Source organism: Bradyrhizobium iriomotense (genome assembly GCF_018130765.1).
Classification (GTDB): Bacteria; Pseudomonadota; Alphaproteobacteria; order Rhizobiales; family Xanthobacteraceae; genus Bradyrhizobium; species Bradyrhizobium iriomotense_A.
The window spans coordinates 12,326-28,964 of the sequence record NZ_JAFCJZ010000003.1 but is presented as its reverse complement, the minus strand read 5'-3'; the positions used below and the strand labels follow the sequence as shown (position 1 = coordinate 28,964).

The following is a 16,639-nucleotide window of genomic DNA, read 5'->3' as shown; positions in this document are numbered from 1 at the left end:
TTCATGACGCCCGTGCTCGTCGATTCCGACTCCATCAACTTCGGCGAGCTTCCGCCCGAGATCGATTCGCTGCTTCAGCAGGGCGTGGTCAGCTACCGGCGCGATCCGCTCGAGGCCGACCGTATCTTTCGCAAGGCGCTCGACGCGGCGCCGAGCGAGCTTGCGGTCTATTTCTGCCTCTACAAGACCCACACCTATCGCGGCCGCCTCGACGAGGCACAAAGCATCGCCGAGCGCGGCCTGCGCGAAGCGGCGCAGCAGGCGGGATGGGATCCCGACTGGCGCAACTGGCGGCCGGAGACCGAACTGCCTGACGGTGCCGGCCGCTTCGCGCTGTACACGCTGAAGGCGCTGGCGTTCATCCATCTACGAAAGGACGACCAGGCCCAGGCCCTCGAGCTGCTCGCCGCCCTGCGCCGGCTCGACCCCACCGGCGCGGTCGGCTGGCCGGTCGTCGCCGCACTCGCCGATGGACTTCAGTGAGGCTCCGATGTCGATGACAGGTCTCGCAGACGACACGTTGATCGCCGGCATCATCGCTGCGCTGCGGACTGTCCACGATCCGGAAATCCCCGTGAACATCTACGACCTCGGCCTGATCTACCGGATCGAGCCGAAGGACGGCGGCCTTGTCGAGATCGACATGACCTTGACCGCGCCGGGCTGTCCGGTTGCGGGCGAGATGCTGAGTTGGGTGGAGAAGGCGGTGGCCGAGGTCAGCGGCGTCGAGAAGGTCGCGGTGCGGCTGGTGTTCGATCCGCCATGGGACTCATCGCGGATGACCGACGACGTCAAGCTCGAACTCGGCCTGCTCTAGAAACAACCAAAGACCATCGGAGAGGAGAGGATGCAATGATCGAACTGACCGCCAGCGACGGAGCAAGTTTCTCCGCCTATCGTGCCGAGCCTGCGGACGCCCCCAAGGGTGCCGTGGTCGTTCTTCAAGACGTTTTTGGCGTCACACCCGAGATTTGCAAGGTCGCCGACGCCTTCGCGGCCCAGGGCTATGTCGCGATCGCGCCATCCTTGTTCGACCGGGTGAAGCCCGGCGTCAGCCTCGGCCACGACGACGGCGGCAAGGCCGAGGGTGCGGCGATCAGCGCGCAGATCGGCAACGAGCAGGCGATCTCGGACATCCAGGCGACTGTCGACGCGGTAAAGGACGCCGGCAAGGTCGCGGTCGTCGGCTATTGCTGGGGCGGCGACCTCGCCTACACCGCAGCCAACAGGGTCAACGGCATCGCCTGCGTGATCGGCTATGACGGCAGCAAAACCGTCGCCGACTATCGCGAGAAGCGCAAGGTCCCGACGCTCCTGCATTTCGGTGAGTGCGATCCGGAGCTTCCGCTCGAGACAATCACGCAGTTCCGCGCCTGGCGTCCCGACGTCAGCGCCTTCACCTATCCCGAAGCCGCCCAGGGCTTTGGCTGCAACGAGCGCGGCAACTATCGCGAGGACGCGGCCGCGAAGGCGCTGGAACGGACCCTGTTCTGGATCTCACAATATGTCGAAGGACAGCAGCCGATCCTGTTGAAGAATGCGGGAGCCTATGCACAGGCGAAGACCGAGAAGAAGAAAAAGAAGAAGGCAGACGACGACCTCGGACCGCCGATGGATTGAGGGAGCGACCGATGTCCACGACGGACGGATTCTTCATCGACTGGGACGGCAACGCACGCAACACGCTCGACCCCGGCGGCGGCTATCTCTGCGAAACCGATCCGGCTTCGCGCTATGTCGCTATCACGACCAAGAGTGGCGCCCTCGTGCACGAAGGCACGCTCTACGCCAGCATGGCCGACATTACCAAGGCGGGGATCAAGGCTGCTCTGGTCCCGGGATCCCACCCCTGGGGCCGCAAGGAAGACGGGTTCTAGCCGATCGCAGGAGTCTTGCCAGGATGCTTCCGACGACCATTCTGATCGACGATTCGCCACGCTGCGTCGTGCGGCCGACCGACACCAAGGACCTCAACCGCTTCATCCGCAACGGCAAGGAATTTTTGCTGGCCGAAAAGCCGGAGGGCAAGGTCACCCATCGGCTGGCGAATGAATTGGAATTGGGACGGTGGCAGAGCGGCCTTGCCCTGCACAAGGCCTGGGGCGGAGCGGAGGAAGAGTTTTTCGGCATCCCGCTGTCGGATTGAACACGCTCTTCCCTTCTCCCTTGTGGGACAAGGGAACCTACCCGTGACCACCGCGTGCGTCGTGCGGGTTGCCGGCCTGGTTGCGCATCCAGTCGGCTAGCTTGGTGAGCGCAGCATCGACCTCTCCCCGCGCCGCCTCGTCGGCAACCGTCTCCGCCAGCGCGCCGCGCATGCACAACAGCCACGCGTCGCGCTCGGCGCTGCCGATCGGAAAGCCCATGTGACGCTGCCGCAGCCGCGGGTGCCCCTTCTCCGGCGAATAGAGCTTTGGACCGCCAGTCCATTCGGTGAGGTAGCGCTTCAGCACCTGCTTGGTCGATGTGAGGTCGTCCGCATGCATGGCGCGAATGCCGGCGGCTTCGGGCAGCGCATCCATCCGGCGATAGAAGCTTTCCACCAGGCGGTCGATGACGACAGGGCCGCCGATCCGCTCGAACATTGAAACCGTGACCACCGTATCGCTCATGCCGATGCCTTCCGCTACAGGCGCCTACTCGTCCATGCTGGGTGACAGGATAACCTCCGCCGGCGCGCCTGGGCCTTGATCGGCGACAAATTCCAGCGTGGACACGCGCGAAAGTCCGTCACCGCTGTCCATCAGCACCACGGCGTCCTCCGGCAACCCCTTCAGTCGATCGAGCAGTTGAGCAACGGTCACGACCGGTCCTCCGCTAGTCCGGATGGATCATGATTTCCATGGTCTCATCAGTGTCGTCGAAGGCGCCGAACGGGCGGTCGTCCTCGACCAGCCGCTCGCCGCACAGGCAGACCTCACCGTCGACCACCGCGAGTGCGATCGGCTGGAGGCTCTTGCCGCTGCAGGGACCGTCGATGCAGAGCCCGGTGTCGATCTCGAACGTTGCGCCGTGACGGCCGCATTTCAGGAACGCGCGATCCTGCGTGAAGAAGTCGCCGCTGCCGATATTGAGCCAGACCCCGTCATGCGGGCAGGAGTTGACGTAACCGATATAGTCGTTGCCGTGGGTTCGGATCACGACAATCGGGAACGGGCGGCTCTCACCGGACGTGTCGATGCGGGACAGGCTGAACGCCTTGGCGCCGCCACGCTCGATCGCATCGCTGGCGCAGATGACGAAGACCTCGATCCCCTCCGCGTCCATGTCTGCTACCTCCGAGGCTAGGCCACAGCCGGCACGGCGGCCTGCTTGAGCGCGTCGAGCTCGGTCCGCGTCAGGCGGAACACGCCCCTGCCGCCGGCGAATGCCTGATAGACATCACCCGCCTTGTCACTGAGGAAGTCGAACCAGGCCTGCGGCACGAGGCTCTGGGGCCGTTCGCTGATTTCGACCACGGTGCCGTTCGGCGCAAAGCGCACGTGAAGAATGACGTTCTGCGTATCCATCGTTCCGCTCCCGCGCTCAAAGACCGGACGAGAAGCCGAGCAGTTCGATCTTCACGTCTTCGGTGCCGAGCACGGTGGCCTGGCAGGCGAGCCGTGACTTCGAGCCGACGCCGACGATCGAATCGAGCTTCTCGTTCTCGAGCCGCGCAATCTTCGACAGGCCCTTGCGGCCCTCCTGCACGAAGATGTGGCAGGAGCCGCATTTGGCTTGGCCCTCACATTTGTGCGGGATCGCGATCTCGGCCCCAAGCAGCGCGGCCAGAAGCGTCGTTCCTTCGGAAACCTCGATGGTCTTGCCTTCAGGCATGATGGTCAGTGTGGTCATGATCTTCATCCTCTCTGTTGTGCGTGTCTTTGGTTCAATAGATCGCCGCGCCTGCCCCCACATTGATCGAGGCGTCCTTCATGGTCTCGACGATGAATTCGATCTGGCTGTCCGTCAGATGGGTGTGGAACGGGAGCGCGACGGCACGATCCGCAATCTTCTCGGTCACCAGCAGATCGCCGCGGCGATAACCGAGGTCGAAATAGTGCCGCTGCAAATGCAACGGATGGCTGTAAGCGGCGGCCTCGACCTGCTCGACCCGGAGGTCCTCGGCGATGGCATCCCGGCTCGAGCGGGTGAAACGCGTGCCCAAATGCACGAGATAGAGGAACCAGTTCACCTCGGTCACATCGGGTGCGATATAGGGCGGCTTGATGCCCTCGAAGGACTGCACATGCGTCGCGTAGAGTTGCTCGATGAGCCGGCGGCGTTCGACGATCTCGTCGATGCGCCTCAGCTGCGCCAGCCCGAGCGCGGCCGCGAGATCGCTGATCCCGGCCTGATAGGACGCCGCTGAGCTGACCACGACCGAGGCGCGCTCATTCAGCCGGTGCGAGCGGTGACGCCGCAGCGTCACGGCCAGATCGATGTCGTCGGTCACGACCATGCCGCCCTCGCCGCAAGTCAGGAGCGAGGGCTGCGCGAAATCGAACACGGCGGCGTCGCCGAAACTGCCGACCAGCCTGTCCTTGTAGCGCGAGCCGATCGCCTCGGTGGAATCCTCCAGCAGGAGGAGACCGTGCCGAACCGCGATGTCGCGCAGTTCCGACCAGGGCGCCGGATGGCCATTGGTGTTCGCCGCGAGAACGGCTCGCGTTTTCGGCGTAATGCGCTCTTCCACCTTCTGCGGCGCCAGCGTGCCGGACCAGTAGTCAATGTCGGCGAATACGGGCCGCGCGCCGGCGAGACTGATCGCATGCGCCGTTTCCCGGAACGAATAGGACGAGGCAATGACCTCGTCGCCGGCGCCGATGCCGTAGGCCTTCAGCGCGAGGACGAGGCCGATGGTCCCGCTCGGCACCGCGATCGCATAGGCCCGGCCGACATAGGCGGCAAACGCCGCCTCGAATTCCTCTGCGAGCGTACCGTTGGAGATTCGCGGTGAACGCAGGACGGCATCCACCGCCCCGATCTCGGCCAGCGTGATGTCGGGGTCCGACAGCGGAATGAAATCATGGCCCGTCTCGGCCGGCGCCTCGCCGGTTTCCGCAACGTCATCATAGGCGAGAGCAGGTTCCGTCATGATCCCGTCGCCCGCTTTGCCAGCACAATACCGGTCGCGCGCGCCGGATCATCGGTGATCGCAGCGCAATGATCGGCGCTGTCGAGCAGGTGCAGGTCGAACGCCCCAAAGCTGCGGTACGGCGTCTCCGTCACGTCGGAGGCATCGCAGCGGATCCAGGCAAGGTGCGGGAATTTCTGCCGCAGCTCGAGATAGGCCTGCGGCGCGGCGCCGTACGACGCCAGCACCTGCTCGATTTCAGCGAGTTCGATTGCCGCCAATGCCATCTCCCCTCCCCCCGCTATTGCCAGAACACGCGCTCGGGGTCGGCGTTCAGGACCTCTGTCACCGACGCCAACCGCTGATGCACGCCGTGCAGCTCCCAGGCGCCGGTCGCGTGATCCTTGCGAAACAGCTTCCAGCTTGCGCTTGCCGCATCGTGATGCAGCAGCGCGACATCGATGATGCCGCCCTCGGCGTCGATGTTTCGCGAACAGCAGGGGCTCTCGATGACGTAGCCGCCGGTCACGCCCTTGACGACTGGCGAGACGTAGCGATAGCGCTTGCGCGATCCGAGTGCGCGCTCGATCCGCCTGCGGTCGAGCTCGTTGGGATGCGCGGGCAAGTGCACGTCTGGCTGTCTGAGGACCGCGGCATTCATCGTGGCATCCCTACAGCGGACTGATTTCTTCTTCGAGGCAACCGACCACCAGCCGCTCGCCAAACTCGACGAGGTAGATCGGCAGATTGGCATCAGTATGCCGGCCGACCTGGACGATCTCGCCGGTGTGGCCGACTCCGACCAGGAGGCCCTCGGCCGGCGCGTCCGGAAACGAGCCGTCATTGTGCAGGTCCACCGCCGCCTTCACGCGCTGGCCCCATTGATATTTCGGCAGTTTTGGTTCGATCATCATGATGCGGCCTCCGGCAGCGGAATGTCCTCGACCGCATCGCGCGGGGTAACGGGGTCGAGCTCCTTGCGCTTCATCCCGACGCGGTTGCCGCTATCGAGGAATTCGACGCCATAGATGTAGAATTGCTGGAGGAAGGTGCCGATCGAGACCACGTAGCCGATCTCGCCTTTCTTGGCGAGGATGTCGCCGATCTCCTTGCCGGCATAAGTGCCATCGTTGCGGATGGTGCGCTTGGCCCGGACCTTCTCGCCGAAGGTGAAGAACGGTGCAGCCGTCAGCTCGACGACATCGCTGTCGCGGACGATGTTGCTCATAGGGAGGCTCCGGTTTCTCGTTCCAGCCGAACGGCGACCCGCGACCGTGCGACCTCGCGCACCAAGCCATCCTGATCTTCGACGAGCCCCATCAACTCGCCGGTCGCCGCGCGGCTTGCGACCTCGTATCGGATGCGCCAGTCCGGATCGCAGCGCATCAGCGCAAGACGATCCGGCGACAAGCGCTGCGCGACCTCGAGCCGCACGGCGGCGTCGCCGTCGTTGATCATGCCGAGCAGCCATTCGTCCGGGATGCGTCGGGCCACGACGCGGCGCACTTCCGCCTCCTCGTCATTGATCATCCGGCCGAGCAACAACGACGCCAGCCTGCGCGCGACGACGAGGCGGACATAGTAGTCCTCGTCCGACGCCATCGGCAGTAACTCGTCGCCCTCGATCAGTGTGGCAACCCGCATCCTGACCTCGCGATGCGGATCTCCGCGCAATTGCAGCGCATAGCGCCTGGGCAGGCGGCGAACGGCGTTCCAGCGCACGGTCTCGTCGGCATCGCTGAGCAGCGGCGGGAGCAAGAACAGATTGGCGAATTTCGCGGCGATCGCGCGTACCTCGAAATGCGGATGGCCGAGGTAGCCGTCGGCGAGACCGGGATTCCAGTTGAAGAAGCGGTCGATCCGGCGAGCATAGCGATCGTTGACGCAGGCGTGCCTGATCCGGCAGCCGCCGGCGGCGTTGAGCGCCAGATGGGTGCAACCCGTGCACTCGACCTGATGACCCTGCCAGTCAAGGGCCTCATCGATGTCATCAATCATCGTCCTGCCCCATTCGGTCGAGCACGCCCAGAAGCACACTGGCGCCGATCTTGTCGGTGGGATCGAGCTCCAGCAGCTTCTGCACCGCGAGCCGCCCCTCATCGGTCTCGCCGAGGCGCATCTGCAAATAGGCGTAGCCCTTCAGCGAGAACAGGAAGAAGCGCGGCAGGATGTTTTCGTATCGGCCGAACTCGGCGTCGCTCGTACGCACGCAGCGCCAGTCGGCAGGGAGATTGTTCTCCTCCGCCGCCTTGACGAGACAGCGTCTGGCGACGTCGAGCGCTTCGGCAAGACGGCCCTTGTAGAAGTAGAAGCGATAGAGGCCGATCAGCACCGCGGCGTGCCCGGGGGCCAGCGCCTCGGCTTCACGCAAATGATGTTCCGCGATGTCGTCCAGGTGATAGGAGAGGCCCGCCTCCCACAAATGATGCTCCGCCTCGCTCGGCAGCCCGCGCCCGAGCAAGGCGCTGGTGACCAGCGCCTCGTTGATCTCGACCTGCGGGCTGACAAACGTGTCGGGCATCATTTTCGCCTGTTCAATGATGTCCGTAGGAGACCTGCTTCGGATCGTGGAACACGAGCCCAGTCTGGGTCGCCGTATCCGCGAAATCGATGGTGACGCCGTCGAGCAGCAGCCGGCTTTCGGCCGGCAGGAACAACTTGACGCCGTCACGCTCGACCACGGCATCGCCGGCCCTGGGCTCGGCGAGCACGTGGATGTCGGCGGCAAGGCCCGAGCAACCACCGGGGCTGACTGCGAGGCGGAAGCCGCTCCCCGCAGCACCGTCCACACGGAGCATCATGCGCATGAATTTCTGTGCCGCAGGCGTGATCGTGAAGTTCATGTCTGTCCTCCTAGGCGGGCGCCTGATAGCGCGGCAGCGACGTGTCGATGACGCAGGTATTGTCGACCGGACACACCGCCACGCATTGCGGCTCGTCGAAATGGCCGATGCATTCGGTGCATTTCTTGGGATCGATCACGAACGTCCCGCCCTTCTCGCGGATGGCGACGTTCGGGCATTCCGGCTCGCAGGCCGAGCAGCTCGTGCATTGCGAGGAAATGATCTTGAACGGCATCGATCTCTCCTCAAGCCGCCGAAATCAGCGCGCCCTGGCGGATGGCGGCATCGCCGCGCTCCACGTGGGTGATCTCGCCGCTGTTGACTTTGTCGAGATAGGCCTTGAACCAGGCGATCGCCGATTTCTCGATGAACTCGTGGGCGTATTGATCGACAGGCTCGATGCCGGCCTTGATCAAATCGCCCTTCGGGCAGCCGCCGATCTTGGCCACGAACACCGCATGGCAGTCGTTGATGGCGCGGATGATGGTCTCGAGGCTATCCTCCTCGCCGTAGCCGCCCTGGCAGTAGAGATCGACGCGCCGGTGGCCGACGAATTTCGCACCTGCCGTCGAGAGCTCGTAGACCTGGAACTCCTTGGCGTGACCAAAATGCTCGTTGATCAGGCCGGAGCCCTTGGTCGCGACCGCAGCCAGCACCTTGATGTCGCTGGACGCGCCGGCGAGTTCGGCCAGCTCCTCCTTCTTGGCCGCGACCTTGGCAATGCGCTCCTCCTCGACCTTGGCCTGATAGGCCTTGCGGGTGTCGGCGTCGTACTTGACCTCCATCGCCATGATCTTGTCGGTGGTGAACTCGGCGCTGCGGTCTTCGCCGAGCAAGCCGACGGCGTCGGCGCGGCACTGGCGGCAATGCCGCATCATGTTCATCTCGCCTTCGCAGGAATCCTGGAGCGCTTTCAGCTCCTGCGCGCTCGGACCGCGCTGGCCGTTCAGGCCGAACACGGTGCCGTGCTCGGGCGCGGAGATCAGCGGCATGATGTTGTGCAGGAAGGCGCCGCGCGATTTCACGGCCTTGTTGACCTCAACCAGGTGCTTGTCGTTGATGCCGGGGATCATCACAGAGTTGATCTTGCAGAGGATGCCGCGCTCGGTGAGCATCTCCAGGCCCTGGAGCTGGCGATCCGTCAGGATCTTGGCGGCCTCGTAGCCGGTGTAGCGCTTGTGCTTGTAGAAGATCCACGGATAGATCTGCGCGCCGATCTCGGGATCCACCATGTTGATGGTGATGGTGACGTGGTCGACGTTGTACTTCGCGATGGTGTCGACGTGGTCGGGCAGCATAAGGCCGTTGGTCGACAGGCAGAGCTTGATGTCGGGCGCCGTATTGTAGATCAGCTCGAAGGTCTTGAAGGTCTTTTCCGGATTGGCCAGGGGATCGCCGGGGCCGGCAATGCCGAGCACGGTCATCTGGGGGATGGTGGAGGCCACAGCCAAAACCTTCTTGGCGGCCTGCTCGGGCGTCAACTTCTCGCTGACCACGCCCGGGCGCGATTCGTTGGCGCAGTCGTATTTGCGATTGCAGTAGTTGCACTGGATGTTGCAGGCTGGCGCGACCGCGACATGCATGCGCGCGTAGTGATGATGCGCCTCTTCGCTGTAACACGGATGGTTCTTCACCTTCTCCCAGATCTCGGTCGGCAGATCGCCCTGCCCGGCTCCCGATCCGCAGCTCGCCTTGCCGCTGCCACCGGTGGTGCCGCACCCCTTGTGCTCGGCGATGGCCTGCATGATCTCGCCGACATCGGCGACGTTGCTGCTCGCGTCGTGTTGCGCTGAAATGTCCATTTACTCAGTTCTCCTTGCAGGCCGAACAGATTTTGCGGGGCTCTGATTTCGAGAAGCGTCCTAAGATTCATTCTAGAAAGGTATTAGCAACCCGCATGCCATCGCGGCGCCGCTCGGTTTTATGGCTTGCTTCAAGGAGTTAGCGCGCATGTCGGCGAATGTCGGGTTGTCAACGCATGTTGGAAAGGTGACAGACATCATCTTCGGCATGCATCGACGCACAACGATCTCCGCGCGAACATCAATTCGCGCGGAGATGTCAGGTCGATCATTCGATTAAGATCAGCCCGCCAGCACGATCTCGATTGCACGCGCGAGCGGGATGGCGAGCGGGGTGAGCCCCTGGTTGACCAGGAAGCGCAGCTCGTTCTTCGAGAGCGCATCGGGCTCGACGACGGCATAGTGGCTGTCCGCCGAACGCTTCGACACTTGCCGCGCATAGGTGCGCAAGAGCTGGTCGTTGAAGCGACAGCCGAGGAACAGGAAGCTGCGGCCTGTGCGCCGCGCCTTCACGTCGTCCGGAATCGGCGTCTGGATATCGATCTCGGTCAGCACCTCGACATAGTCGGCGTCTGAGATCAGGAAATTCTTCGCCGGCGCGACGCTACCGTGTGGCTTGTAGAGGATCGTGGTCCAGGCCTTGGCCTGGGCGCGATCGACCTCCAGGCCTGCGGCATCGTAGAAGCGGTACCAGCGGTCCTCGCCGATGCCGGCACGGGTGATGCCCTGGATCTCGCCCCAATCACTGCGCCCGGCGAGCGCGCCACGCATCGCGCCGTCGTACCAGCTGTCGACGATCAGCGGCAGCGGCATGGTGGCGAGATGACGGTGGAGCACCGTTGGCGCGACCGGGCTGGCAAAGGCGTCCGCCATCAGCGCAGTCACCGTGGCGCGGTGCCTCGTGCTCTCGATGTGCTGTGCCGAGGCCCAGGCATTGCCCCGGGCACGTCGCGGCAGCGCGACTTTGGTGCCGAAAAATGCTGCCAGCGCTTCCGGATTCATCGGAACGGCCGCTCCGCCCAGCTCCGCGACGCCGGGCCCGAGATAGGGAATGACGGTGCCGCCGCGCAGGCGCGCGACGACCTCACTGAGGATGGCTTCGGCGTCCGCCGGAGCGGCGAAGTCGATCTGCGGGACCGGCGCGTTCATCACTCGTCTCCCTCTCCGCCGCGCTTCTTGGCGTTGATCGTGATAGGCAGGCTGGTATCAGCGGCCATCTGCGGCAGGTCGAGTACCCAGCCATTGGCGATCTTGATCCAACCGCCCCAGAGCGTCTCGTGCTCGGATTCGACGATCGGCTCCTCGAGATCCTTCTTCGGCACGTAGATCGACAGGCCGGTCTCAGGCGAGCGACGAATCATGACTTTCATAGGCTGAGCTCCGCGGGAAGAGAGGTGTCGCTCGCGCGCTCTTGCCACGACGGAGACAATGCTCTCAGTTTCGATAGAATATCCGGCAGTATGTGCAGGACGCGGTCGACTTCATCGACCGTGGTTTCGTGCGACAGGGAGAAGCGAATCGCCCCGCGCAACGCCTGCCGCGGCACGTTCATCGCGCGCAGCACGTGCGATGGCTCCATCGAGCCGGAGGCGCAGGCCGATCCGAGCGAGGCGGCGATGCCGGCGCGGTTCAGATGATGGATGATCGCCTCGCCCTCGACATGCTCGAAGGCGATGTTTGACGTGTTCGGCAGCCGGCTCTTGACGTCGCCCAGCACCATGCAGTGACCGAGTTGCAGGATCCCCTGCTCCATCCGGTCGCGCAGCAAGGCGACCCCGGCGCGCTCCTGATCCAATTGCGCCGCCGCAAGCTCGGCTGCCTTGCCGAGACCAACGATGCCGGGAATGTTCTCGGTCCCGGCGCGGCGGCGGCGCTCCTGCGGACCACCCAGGATCAGCGGCTTGAATTTCGTTCCCTTGCGCACATAGAGCGCGCCAATCCCCTTGGGACCGTGCAGCTTGTGACCGGAGAGCGACAGCATGTCGATCTCGGTAGCGCCCAGCGCGATCGGAATCCGTCCGACCGCCTGCACCGCGTCGGTGTGGAACAGCGCGCCGACCGAGCGGGCCATCTTCGCCAGGAACTCGACCGGGAAGATCGTGCCGGTCTCGTTGTTGGCCCACATCACCGACGCGATCGCCGTGCGGGGGCCGAGTGCGCGCCGGTAGGCCTCGATGTCCAGCCGACCGCGCCTGTCGACGGGGATGAGATGGCTCCTGATGCCGCGGCGGCCCAGTTCCTCGACCAGCGACAGCACGGCTGGATGCTCCACGGCCGTGGTGACGATCTCGTCGCGCCCTTCCTGCACGGCGAGCGCCGACAGGATTGCCGCGTTGTCAGATTCAGTGCCGCCCGAGGTAAAGACGACCTCGTGGTCGAAGGCCGCGCCAACCAGCGCCTGCACGTTGCGCCGCGCCTCCTTCACCGCCGGGGCGACGTCGCTGCCGAAGGCATGCGCTGAGGACGCGTTGCCGAACTGCTCCGAGAAGAACGGCAGCATCGCCGCGACGACAGAAGGGTCCGTGCGGGTCGTCGCGTTGTTGTCGAGATAGATCGGCCGCACGGAAGTCCTCTTTCAGTGGCGAGCCTAGTTCAGTGACGGGGCTTGGCCGCCCCGGCAACGGGGATCAGGCGGACGAATTCGCCGAGCCGTTCGATCAGGCGCGCCTGGATGCCCTCCAGCGTCGCGCTGGCGAGCTTGCAGAATACGCAGGCCCCGGTGAGCCTGACCATGATCTTGTTGCCGTCGATCTCGAGCAGCTCGCAATCGCCGCCGTCGCGCTTGAGATTTGGCCTGACCTCGTCGAGCACAGCGCGAATGATGCGCTCACGATCGCCCGGTTCGGCAGCCGGCGCTTGCTTGAGATGTTCGGATTCGACGAGCATTTCACATTCTCTTTCTTGCGGATCGGATCGAAGGATACGGTTCAGCTGAACGACTTGCCGCAGGAGCAACTGGACTTCGCGTTGGGATTGTCGAAGGTGAACCCGGAGCCTTCCAGTGCGACGACGAAGTCGATCGTGGTGCCGTTGAGATGCTCGTGGCTCGCATTGTCGACGAACACTTTCACGCCGCCGCGCTCGATTACGGTGTCGTCGGGCTTGGCTTCCTCGGCGAGGCCCATCATGTATTTGAACCCGGCGCAGCCGCCGGTTTCCACCATGATGCGCAAGCCGCTCGCCGGCTGCGCTGCCGAGGAGATCGCGGTCTTCACCGCATTCACCGCGCTGTCCGTCAGGTTGATCATCGCTCGCCCTCGCTGTCTGGGTCTGTCGCAACGAGGGATCGCAAGTCCCGTGCCAGAGCACATGCACCTGAAACTGCTGCGTTTTCGCGAGGCCTTCGGCTGTTGCCTTTGCGACGCTTGTCGCATTTGCGACACGCGGCCTTGGCGACGCCGGGACAAACTGGACGGCAACGCAATACCGGACGATGCGCAGCGGCCGCACAAACCGGTCCGGATTCGCGCTGCACTCGAACTTTCGTTTCATGCGCGGGCGGTCGGCAAACTCCTTGCATAAGGGCCATCGAGACCTTCGCGCTGGCCGGCAGCCGCGCGGCCAACAAGACCAGGAGAGATTCATGACGACGATCGACAACACCGCCCTTGGCCGCCTGGACAAGGAGGGCCGGCTGCTGAACGCGGTGCTGAAGGGCGATACCACCAAGCCCGGCCGCTTCGGCTTTCGCGGCGACATCGCGCTGAAATTCCAGGCCCAGGTCGCCGACGAGAAGCGCCCGCCGGACTATTCGATCGAGCAGGTGCTGACCGTGGCGCAGGAGGGCGAAGCGACCATCCCGGTGCTTGCCGGCTACCTGCATTCCTACGCCTATCTCGCCGACGTCGCGAAGGTGCTGGACGGCGCGCTCAGCCCGAAGGGCAGCTATTTCATGTTCTGCAACAACATCGACTTCTTGGCGAAATACCGCACCAAGATCGGCGACATCGAGTTCCGTGTGCTGCCGTGCGATGAATCGACGGTCTGGAAGGAGATGATGGACCTTGCCGGTGTCGACAAGAACGACATCAAGAAGCTGGATACCGCCGGCAAGCTCGATTACCTGCTCGACGCCGCAAAGGACCTCGACGGCTCCTATACCGACATCTCCTTCGAGGAGGGCGTCGCAAAGATGGAGCCGGTGAAGAACCGCAACGAGAACCGCCCGGTCTGACGCATCGGCGTCAGACCTCTTCCTCGCAGGCAGTCTCGTCGTCCTCGACCAGCGTCACGCCGGTCACGCAGATATCGCCGTCGAGCACGGCGAGCGCAATCGGCGTCAGGCTCTCACCCTTGCAGGGCCCGTCCACACACCGGCCAGTGCCGAGCTCGAAGGTGGCACCGTGCTTGCCGCACAGCAGCCGGGTGCCGTTGCCATCCAGGAACTGGTTGCGCTCCCAGTCCAGGTTCACGCCGTTGTGCGGGCAGCGGTTGAGATAGCCGAATACCTGCTTGCCCCAACGCACGATCACGATCGACCAGGGCCGTGGCGCGCCGTCCTCGCCGACGATCATGAGATGAAAGCCGATCGCCCGCTGGCTCGGAATGTCGCTGAAGGCGCAGATCGCATAAGCGGTATTCTGGTCCATGCTGTCCTCGTTTGCGGTCGGATATCTCGTTGCAAGAATCGCGCTAGGCGCTGCGTCCCGTTCGTTCTGAACGGAATCCGACACAACGACGCCGTTGTCACAACGACCCGACCTGGCTCGGCGTACCAGCGCGGATTGCACGCCGATTCACCCGGATTCGACGACGTCGTGCCCCTCGACACGCACGTGCGAGGTGGCATGGAAATTGATCTTGTCCAGTCAGGCCCGTTGGCATGGAGAATGACATGAACGTTGCGTCCGAATTCGCCACCTGCTCGGAAGACGAGATCAAGGCGCTGCTCGATGGCGGCACCCTGACCGTCTATTCGGTTGCGCGCCCGATCACCGCCGATCGCCCGGTCGATCGCAGCGGTGTGCTCGCCACGTTCAAGTTTGCGAGCCCCGCCTTCAGCGGCGACACCGGCGCGAACTTCGCGGCCAATCCTGTGCCGGCAAGCAGCGTGGGCACACCGGGCTTTGCCCGCGCCTGCAAGGCGGACGGCACCGTGGTTGCGGATTTCTCCGCCGGCCCCGGCCCGCGCGAGATCAAGTTCGCCGAGGTCTCCTGCTCGCAAGGCGCGCCTGTGAAGATCACCACGTTCAAGTTCATCGCCGAAGGCGGCTGGCCGGAGCGCCCCGACTATTACGACGCACATCCCCGCCCCGGCTTTGCCATGCCGATGGTGCCGTGATGGCGACACTGGTCAAGACCACACAGGACGGCCGCAAGCTCGAAGTGGTCGGGCTCGCGATCACGCTGGGCGGCAAGCTCGAAGCGAATGAGCTGATCGAGGTGAAGGATCACCCCTATCGCCGCGCGATCCGTGCCACGGCACCGGAGGCGACCCACATGGCCGGCCGCGTGCCGCTGACGCGCGAGGAAGCCGAAATCGTGCTTGCTGCGTTCAAGCGGGCGGAAGCCGACATGCTCGCCAATCCCGTCGCCATCCACGAACGTTTCCGGATCGCTGCAATGATGAAGGCACGCGAACAGGGGATAGAGTAAGGCAGATCGCGGTGTCCGTCGCGTGTCAGTTCATTGCGTGCCTGCGCCGGCGATAGTTGCCTGCCTCGCCGACCTCGAACATCGCCCCGATCCCGGGATGGCTGACTGGCTCCCCGGAATCATCGGGCTCCAGGTCGCGTTCGGAGATACAGGCCACATAGGGGACTTCGTCGTCTTCGGCGAACAACCGGTAGACCAGGCCCGTTGCCGCCCCTTCGGGCACCGGTTCACCATCCGTGCCGGCGAACGACGTATCGACGTCGAAGATGACGCCGCGCATCGCATAGAGCCGGTGGCGGATCACCTGGCCGATATTGTACCTGGCGAACCGGGTCTTGCTCATTGCAGGTTCCGCACGCCTCAGGCGGCCGCGGGGGCGTGGGTCTGGCAGTTGGTCGGGCAGACCCGCGCGCAGGCACCGCAGCCGATGCAGGCGCCGTCGTCGTTCATCACCATGACCTTCTTCTCGACCTCGTCGTCATCGTCGTCGAGGTCGATCATCTCGCCGTCCTCGTTGATGCCTTTCAGCGTCATGACCTCGCGGCCGCAGACCTTGTAGCAGCGGCCGCAGCCAATGCATTTCTGGGCATCGATCGACACCAGATAGTCCGGCTTCCAGTCGCGGCCGTCGCGGGTTGCGTAGGACATGGTCGAGATCCGATTATGCCTTTTCCAGCGTCTTGAGGTCCTCGCGCTTGCGCTCGAGCTCGGCGAAGGCATCGTGGGCCTTCTGCGCCACACTCAGGATCGAGGTCCAGTTGATCGGCAGTTCCTCCGAGAGATCGTGGAGGTCCATCTTGGCCTGCGTGGCCTTGGCCGACAGCTTCTTGATCTCGGCCTTCAGGGTTTCAAGATCGCTCATGCTTAGACCTCAATAATTCGCCACGTCGGGAAATTTGCGGATCATCTCGACTCCGCCCGCGACATATTTGTCGCCTTCGGCCGCGAGCTTGCCGAGATTGTCGAAGCCGAAGCGGTGCACGTCGCGGAGCTGCTTGTTGACGACGATCAGCCGGCCGCCGATCAGGACCATGCGGCCGAAGCCTTCGTGATGCATCTTCAGCATCGGCGAAATCATCACGCCGGTCGCCTTCTCGATCGAGAGTGCGACCGCATTGAAGAACAGCTCCATCCGCCAGATCGTATCCGGATCAGGATCGCCGACGATCGGCAGCGCGCGGCGCTTCTCCTTGTCGAGAATGTAGGGCTCGAGCAGATCGAGGTCCTTCTTGCCTTCCCAGGCACCGTGGGTATCCTGGGCCCGCCAGATCTTGACGAGCTCCTTGACGAACGGCGCCTCGGCCGCGGTATCCGGTTGGATCAGTTCAGCCGCTTCACTCATG

Annotated in this window: 33 protein-coding genes; 8 read left to right on the top strand and 25 right to left on the bottom strand. The window is 64.0% G+C overall.

The window, feature by feature from the left end; all coding sequences use genetic code 11:
* The first annotated feature begins 3 nt into the window (after positions 1-3).
* Genes JQ635_RS06280 through JQ635_RS06260 form a run of 5 tightly spaced genes read left to right on the top strand, consistent with a single transcriptional unit; the run spans position 4 to position 2,146 of the window.
* A complete protein-coding gene (locus JQ635_RS06280; protein ID WP_211409007.1) occupies positions 4-483 on the top strand; it encodes a tetratricopeptide repeat protein in 480 nt (159 codons plus the stop codon).
* Positions 470-817 (top strand): iron-sulfur cluster assembly protein, encoded by a 348-nt coding sequence (locus JQ635_RS06275; protein WP_433996551.1) that lies wholly within the window; start codon positions 470-472, stop codon positions 815-817. Before JQ635_RS06280 ends, JQ635_RS06275 begins: the two co-directional genes overlap by 14 nt.
* 35 nt (positions 818-852) lie before the next feature.
* A complete protein-coding gene (locus tag JQ635_RS06270) occupies positions 853-1,620 on the top strand; it encodes a dienelactone hydrolase family protein (protein ID WP_211409005.1) in 768 nt (255 codons plus the stop codon).
* 11 nt (positions 1,621-1,631) lie between these two features.
* Positions 1,632-1,877, top strand: a complete 246-nt coding sequence (locus JQ635_RS06265) for a hypothetical protein (protein WP_211409004.1) — start codon at positions 1,632-1,634, stop codon at positions 1,875-1,877.
* 23 nt (positions 1,878-1,900) lie between these two features.
* On the top strand, positions 1,901-2,146 hold the full coding sequence (locus JQ635_RS06260) for a hypothetical protein (RefSeq protein ID WP_211409003.1): 246 nt from the start codon (positions 1,901-1,903) through the stop codon (positions 2,144-2,146).
* A gap of 37 nt (positions 2,147-2,183) precedes the next feature.
* Here the strand turns inward: JQ635_RS06260 and JQ635_RS06255 are convergent, their stop codons facing one another.
* The 20 genes from JQ635_RS06255 to JQ635_RS06160 form a co-directional block, all read right to left on the bottom strand.
* Positions 2,184-2,612, bottom strand: a complete 429-nt coding sequence (locus tag JQ635_RS06255; protein ID WP_211409002.1) for a group II truncated hemoglobin — start codon at positions 2,610-2,612, stop codon at positions 2,184-2,186.
* Positions 2,613-2,636: 24 nt separating this feature from the next.
* Positions 2,637-2,804 (bottom strand): hypothetical protein, encoded by a 168-nt coding sequence (locus tag JQ635_RS06250; RefSeq protein WP_167523652.1) that lies wholly within the window; start codon positions 2,802-2,804, stop codon positions 2,637-2,639.
* Between the two features lie 13 nt (positions 2,805-2,817).
* Positions 2,818-3,267: a Rieske (2Fe-2S) protein gene (locus JQ635_RS06245; RefSeq protein ID WP_211409001.1), complete on the bottom strand. Its 450-nt coding sequence runs from the start codon at positions 3,265-3,267 to the stop codon at positions 2,818-2,820.
* A gap of 17 nt (positions 3,268-3,284) precedes the next feature.
* Positions 3,285-3,509: a hypothetical protein gene (locus JQ635_RS06240; protein ID WP_211409000.1), complete on the bottom strand. Its 225-nt coding sequence runs from the start codon at positions 3,507-3,509 to the stop codon at positions 3,285-3,287.
* A 16-nt stretch (positions 3,510-3,525) separates the two neighbouring features.
* Entirely contained in the window at positions 3,526-3,834 is a 309-nt protein-coding gene (locus JQ635_RS06235; RefSeq protein WP_211408999.1) for a 2Fe-2S iron-sulfur cluster-binding protein, read from the bottom strand.
* A gap of 34 nt (positions 3,835-3,868) precedes the next feature.
* Complete coding sequence (locus tag JQ635_RS06230; protein ID WP_211408998.1) at positions 3,869-5,077, bottom strand: DegT/DnrJ/EryC1/StrS family aminotransferase; 1,209 nt, start codon at positions 5,075-5,077, stop codon at positions 3,869-3,871.
* Positions 5,074-5,343: a hypothetical protein gene (locus JQ635_RS06225; RefSeq protein ID WP_211408997.1), complete on the bottom strand. Its 270-nt coding sequence runs from the start codon at positions 5,341-5,343 to the stop codon at positions 5,074-5,076. The genes JQ635_RS06230 and JQ635_RS06225 overlap by 4 nt, the downstream gene beginning before the upstream one ends.
* Positions 5,344-5,357: 14 nt before the next feature.
* Entirely contained in the window at positions 5,358-5,717 is a 360-nt protein-coding gene (locus JQ635_RS06220; RefSeq protein ID WP_211408996.1) for a hypothetical protein, read from the bottom strand.
* 10 nt (positions 5,718-5,727) lie between these two features.
* Complete coding sequence (locus JQ635_RS06215; RefSeq protein ID WP_100181328.1) at positions 5,728-5,967, bottom strand: nitrogen fixation protein NifZ; 240 nt, start codon at positions 5,965-5,967, stop codon at positions 5,728-5,730.
* Complete coding sequence (locus tag JQ635_RS06210) at positions 5,967-6,284, bottom strand: nitrogen fixation protein NifZ (RefSeq protein ID WP_211408995.1); 318 nt, start codon at positions 6,282-6,284, stop codon at positions 5,967-5,969. Before JQ635_RS06210 ends, JQ635_RS06215 begins: the two co-directional genes overlap by 1 nt.
* Complete coding sequence (locus JQ635_RS06205; RefSeq protein ID WP_211408994.1) at positions 6,281-7,054, bottom strand: 4Fe4S-binding leucine-rich repeat protein; 774 nt, start codon at positions 7,052-7,054, stop codon at positions 6,281-6,283. Before JQ635_RS06205 ends, JQ635_RS06210 begins: the two co-directional genes overlap by 4 nt.
* Positions 7,047-7,577 (bottom strand): hypothetical protein, encoded by a 531-nt coding sequence (locus JQ635_RS06200; RefSeq protein ID WP_211408993.1) that lies wholly within the window; start codon positions 7,575-7,577, stop codon positions 7,047-7,049. Before JQ635_RS06200 ends, JQ635_RS06205 begins: the two co-directional genes overlap by 8 nt.
* Before the next feature lie 13 nt (positions 7,578-7,590).
* Positions 7,591-7,899 (bottom strand): HesB/IscA family protein, encoded by a 309-nt coding sequence (locus JQ635_RS06195; RefSeq protein ID WP_211408992.1) that lies wholly within the window; start codon positions 7,897-7,899, stop codon positions 7,591-7,593.
* A 10-nt stretch (positions 7,900-7,909) separates the two neighbouring features.
* Positions 7,910-8,134 carry a 4Fe-4S binding protein gene (locus JQ635_RS06190; RefSeq protein ID WP_211408991.1) on the bottom strand — a complete coding sequence of 75 codons (225 nt, stop codon included), beginning with the start codon at positions 8,132-8,134 and terminating at the stop codon, positions 7,910-7,912.
* A gap of 10 nt (positions 8,135-8,144) precedes the next feature.
* A complete protein-coding gene (nifB, locus tag JQ635_RS06185; RefSeq protein WP_211408990.1) occupies positions 8,145-9,701 on the bottom strand; it encodes a nitrogenase cofactor biosynthesis protein NifB in 1,557 nt (518 codons plus the stop codon).
* A gap of 282 nt (positions 9,702-9,983) precedes the next feature.
* The gene (locus tag JQ635_RS06180) at positions 9,984-10,850 is read right to left on the bottom strand and encodes an SIR2 family NAD-dependent protein deacylase (RefSeq protein WP_211408989.1); all 867 of its coding nucleotides are present in this window, start codon (positions 10,848-10,850) and stop codon (positions 9,984-9,986) included.
* Positions 10,850-11,071 carry a putative nitrogen fixation protein NifT gene (gene nifT / locus JQ635_RS06175; RefSeq protein ID WP_211408988.1) on the bottom strand — a complete coding sequence of 74 codons (222 nt, stop codon included), beginning with the start codon at positions 11,069-11,071 and terminating at the stop codon, positions 10,850-10,852. The genes JQ635_RS06180 and nifT overlap by 1 nt, the downstream gene beginning before the upstream one ends.
* Positions 11,068-12,264, bottom strand: coding sequence for a cysteine desulfurase NifS (gene nifS, locus JQ635_RS06170; protein WP_211408987.1), 1,197 nt, complete (start codon positions 12,262-12,264; stop codon positions 11,068-11,070). Before nifS ends, nifT begins: the two co-directional genes overlap by 4 nt.
* Positions 12,265-12,293: 29 nt before the next feature.
* Positions 12,294-12,587: a NifU family protein gene (locus JQ635_RS06165; RefSeq protein WP_211405654.1), complete on the bottom strand. Its 294-nt coding sequence runs from the start codon at positions 12,585-12,587 to the stop codon at positions 12,294-12,296.
* Positions 12,588-12,628: 41 nt separating this feature from the next.
* On the bottom strand, positions 12,629-12,949 hold the full coding sequence (locus JQ635_RS06160; RefSeq protein ID WP_080136068.1) for an iron-sulfur cluster assembly accessory protein: 321 nt from the start codon (positions 12,947-12,949) through the stop codon (positions 12,629-12,631).
* 335 nt (positions 12,950-13,284) lie between these two features.
* Here JQ635_RS06160 and JQ635_RS06155 point away from each other — a divergent pair, with 335 nt between their 5' ends.
* A complete protein-coding gene (locus JQ635_RS06155) occupies positions 13,285-13,875 on the top strand; it encodes a hypothetical protein (protein ID WP_211408986.1) in 591 nt (196 codons plus the stop codon).
* A gap of 10 nt (positions 13,876-13,885) precedes the next feature.
* Here JQ635_RS06155 and JQ635_RS06150 read toward each other — a convergent pair whose 3' ends face one another.
* Positions 13,886-14,290, bottom strand: coding sequence for a Rieske (2Fe-2S) protein (locus JQ635_RS06150; protein WP_211408985.1), 405 nt, complete (start codon positions 14,288-14,290; stop codon positions 13,886-13,888).
* 245 nt (positions 14,291-14,535) lie between these two features.
* On the opposite strand from JQ635_RS06150, the gene JQ635_RS06145 reads away from it, so the two are divergent.
* Positions 14,536-14,982 (top strand): hypothetical protein, encoded by a 447-nt coding sequence (locus tag JQ635_RS06145; protein ID WP_211408984.1) that lies wholly within the window; start codon positions 14,536-14,538, stop codon positions 14,980-14,982.
* Entirely contained in the window at positions 14,982-15,296 is a 315-nt protein-coding gene (locus JQ635_RS06140) for a hypothetical protein (protein WP_246583341.1), read from the top strand. Before JQ635_RS06145 ends, JQ635_RS06140 begins: the two co-directional genes overlap by 1 nt.
* 25 nt (positions 15,297-15,321) lie before the next feature.
* Here JQ635_RS06140 and hspQ read toward each other — a convergent pair whose 3' ends face one another.
* Genes hspQ through JQ635_RS06120 form a run of 4 tightly spaced genes read right to left on the bottom strand, consistent with a single transcriptional unit; the run spans position 15,322 to position 16,638 of the window.
* Entirely contained in the window at positions 15,322-15,639 is a 318-nt protein-coding gene (gene hspQ / locus JQ635_RS06135) for a heat shock protein HspQ (protein ID WP_211408982.1), read from the bottom strand.
* A gap of 17 nt (positions 15,640-15,656) precedes the next feature.
* On the bottom strand, positions 15,657-15,944 hold the full coding sequence (gene fdxB, locus JQ635_RS06130) for a ferredoxin III, nif-specific (RefSeq protein WP_188096640.1): 288 nt from the start codon (positions 15,942-15,944) through the stop codon (positions 15,657-15,659).
* Positions 15,945-15,957: 13 nt separating this feature from the next.
* Positions 15,958-16,158 carry a CCE_0567 family metalloprotein gene (locus JQ635_RS06125; protein ID WP_028137114.1) on the bottom strand — a complete coding sequence of 67 codons (201 nt, stop codon included), beginning with the start codon at positions 16,156-16,158 and terminating at the stop codon, positions 15,958-15,960.
* 9 nt (positions 16,159-16,167) lie between these two features.
* On the bottom strand, positions 16,168-16,638 hold the full coding sequence (locus tag JQ635_RS06120; protein WP_211408981.1) for a NifX-associated nitrogen fixation protein: 471 nt from the start codon (positions 16,636-16,638) through the stop codon (positions 16,168-16,170).
* Position 16,639 lies beyond the last annotated feature (1 nt).

What these genes read in the sequence shown, in the direction of transcription:
- fdxB (WP_188096640.1), bottom strand. Translation starts at nt 15,944, where the DNA reads ATGTCCTACGCAACCCGCGACGGCCGCGACTGGAAGCCGGACTATCTG.
- JQ635_RS06190 (WP_211408991.1), bottom strand. Translation starts at nt 8,134, where the DNA reads ATGCCGTTCAAGATCATTTCCTCGCAATGCACGAGCTGCTCGGCCTGC.
- hspQ (WP_211408982.1), bottom strand. Translation starts at nt 15,639, where the DNA reads ATGAGCAAGACCCGGTTCGCCAGGTACAATATCGGCCAGGTGATCCGC.
- nifB (WP_211408990.1), bottom strand. Translation starts at nt 9,701, where the DNA reads ATGGACATTTCAGCGCAACACGACGCGAGCAGCAACGTCGCCGATGTC.
- JQ635_RS06260 (WP_211409003.1), top strand. Translation starts at nt 1,901, where the DNA reads ATGCTTCCGACGACCATTCTGATCGACGATTCGCCACGCTGCGTCGTG.
- JQ635_RS06200 (WP_211408993.1), bottom strand. Translation starts at nt 7,577, where the DNA reads ATGCCCGACACGTTTGTCAGCCCGCAGGTCGAGATCAACGAGGCGCTG.
- JQ635_RS06215 (WP_100181328.1), bottom strand. Translation starts at nt 5,967, where the DNA reads ATGATCGAACCAAAACTGCCGAAATATCAATGGGGCCAGCGCGTGAAG.
- JQ635_RS06165 (WP_211405654.1), bottom strand. Translation starts at nt 12,587, where the DNA reads ATGCTCGTCGAATCCGAACATCTCAAGCAAGCGCCGGCTGCCGAACCG.
- JQ635_RS06245 (WP_211409001.1), bottom strand. Translation starts at nt 3,267, where the DNA reads ATGGACGCGGAGGGGATCGAGGTCTTCGTCATCTGCGCCAGCGATGCG.
- JQ635_RS06255 (WP_211409002.1), bottom strand. Translation starts at nt 2,612, where the DNA reads ATGAGCGATACGGTGGTCACGGTTTCAATGTTCGAGCGGATCGGCGGC.
- JQ635_RS06150 (WP_211408985.1), bottom strand. Translation starts at nt 14,290, where the DNA reads ATGGACCAGAATACCGCTTATGCGATCTGCGCCTTCAGCGACATTCCG.
- JQ635_RS06160 (WP_080136068.1), bottom strand. Translation starts at nt 12,949, where the DNA reads ATGATCAACCTGACGGACAGCGCGGTGAATGCGGTGAAGACCGCGATC.
- JQ635_RS06220 (WP_211408996.1), bottom strand. Translation starts at nt 5,717, where the DNA reads ATGAATGCCGCGGTCCTCAGACAGCCAGACGTGCACTTGCCCGCGCAT.
- JQ635_RS06280 (WP_211409007.1), top strand. Translation starts at nt 4, where the DNA reads ATGACGCCCGTGCTCGTCGATTCCGACTCCATCAACTTCGGCGAGCTT.
- JQ635_RS06125 (WP_028137114.1), bottom strand. Translation starts at nt 16,158, where the DNA reads ATGAGCGATCTTGAAACCCTGAAGGCCGAGATCAAGAAGCTGTCGGCC.
- JQ635_RS06140 (WP_246583341.1), top strand. Translation starts at nt 14,982, where the DNA reads ATGGCGACACTGGTCAAGACCACACAGGACGGCCGCAAGCTCGAAGTG.
- JQ635_RS06155 (WP_211408986.1), top strand. Translation starts at nt 13,285, where the DNA reads ATGACGACGATCGACAACACCGCCCTTGGCCGCCTGGACAAGGAGGGC.
- JQ635_RS06225 (WP_211408997.1), bottom strand. Translation starts at nt 5,343, where the DNA reads ATGGCATTGGCGGCAATCGAACTCGCTGAAATCGAGCAGGTGCTGGCG.
- JQ635_RS06235 (WP_211408999.1), bottom strand. Translation starts at nt 3,834, where the DNA reads ATGACCACACTGACCATCATGCCTGAAGGCAAGACCATCGAGGTTTCC.
- JQ635_RS06195 (WP_211408992.1), bottom strand. Translation starts at nt 7,899, where the DNA reads ATGAACTTCACGATCACGCCTGCGGCACAGAAATTCATGCGCATGATG.
- JQ635_RS06180 (WP_211408989.1), bottom strand. Translation starts at nt 10,850, where the DNA reads ATGAACGCGCCGGTCCCGCAGATCGACTTCGCCGCTCCGGCGGACGCC.
- JQ635_RS06205 (WP_211408994.1), bottom strand. Translation starts at nt 7,054, where the DNA reads ATGATTGATGACATCGATGAGGCCCTTGACTGGCAGGGTCATCAGGTC.
- JQ635_RS06210 (WP_211408995.1), bottom strand. Translation starts at nt 6,284, where the DNA reads ATGAGCAACATCGTCCGCGACAGCGATGTCGTCGAGCTGACGGCTGCA.
- JQ635_RS06145 (WP_211408984.1), top strand. Translation starts at nt 14,536, where the DNA reads ATGAACGTTGCGTCCGAATTCGCCACCTGCTCGGAAGACGAGATCAAG.
- JQ635_RS06265 (WP_211409004.1), top strand. Translation starts at nt 1,632, where the DNA reads ATGTCCACGACGGACGGATTCTTCATCGACTGGGACGGCAACGCACGC.
- JQ635_RS06240 (WP_211409000.1), bottom strand. Translation starts at nt 3,509, where the DNA reads ATGGATACGCAGAACGTCATTCTTCACGTGCGCTTTGCGCCGAACGGC.
- JQ635_RS06275 (WP_433996551.1), top strand. Translation starts at nt 470, where the DNA reads ATGGACTTCAGTGAGGCTCCGATGTCGATGACAGGTCTCGCAGACGAC.
- JQ635_RS06230 (WP_211408998.1), bottom strand. Translation starts at nt 5,077, where the DNA reads ATGACGGAACCTGCTCTCGCCTATGATGACGTTGCGGAAACCGGCGAG.
- JQ635_RS06120 (WP_211408981.1), bottom strand. Translation starts at nt 16,638, where the DNA reads ATGAGTGAAGCGGCTGAACTGATCCAACCGGATACCGCGGCCGAGGCG.
- nifT (WP_211408988.1), bottom strand. Translation starts at nt 11,071, where the DNA reads ATGAAAGTCATGATTCGTCGCTCGCCTGAGACCGGCCTGTCGATCTAC.
- JQ635_RS06270 (WP_211409005.1), top strand. Translation starts at nt 853, where the DNA reads ATGATCGAACTGACCGCCAGCGACGGAGCAAGTTTCTCCGCCTATCGT.